General features: G+C 45.9%; 1 protein-coding gene. It reads left to right on the top strand.

All coding sequences use genetic code 11. From position 1 onward, the window contains the following. Window positions 1-259, top strand: a 259-nt coding sequence (locus R0J87_RS22000) for a phycobiliprotein lyase (RefSeq protein ID WP_498888973.1), incomplete at both ends; no start/stop codon positions are given.

The following is a 259-nucleotide window of genomic DNA, read 5'->3' as shown; positions in this document are numbered from 1 at the left end:
AGTGTTTTTTCTCTGGTTCCCGATGCTGAAAACCCACAACAAGGGAAATTGCTACGGGAAAGAGGTTATGCAGAAGTGGTTCCGGTGATTGGGGAATATCACATTGATCAGGAAGAAGCACTGGTGTTAGTGACTGACTATGACACCATGAGCATTAATGAACGCTTTTGGTTTCCCCATCCCGATATCCGCTTACGAACCAGTACCGTTAAACGGTTTGGTGGTTTGAGTACCGCAACTTTCTGTGCTGAAATTCGGG

The sequence above is a fragment of the Halomonas sp. SIMBA_159 genome (genome assembly GCF_046536035.1).
GTDB lineage: Bacteria > Pseudomonadota > Gammaproteobacteria > Pseudomonadales > Halomonadaceae > Vreelandella > Vreelandella venusta_A.
This window is presented reverse-complemented; position numbering and strand designations above follow the sequence as displayed.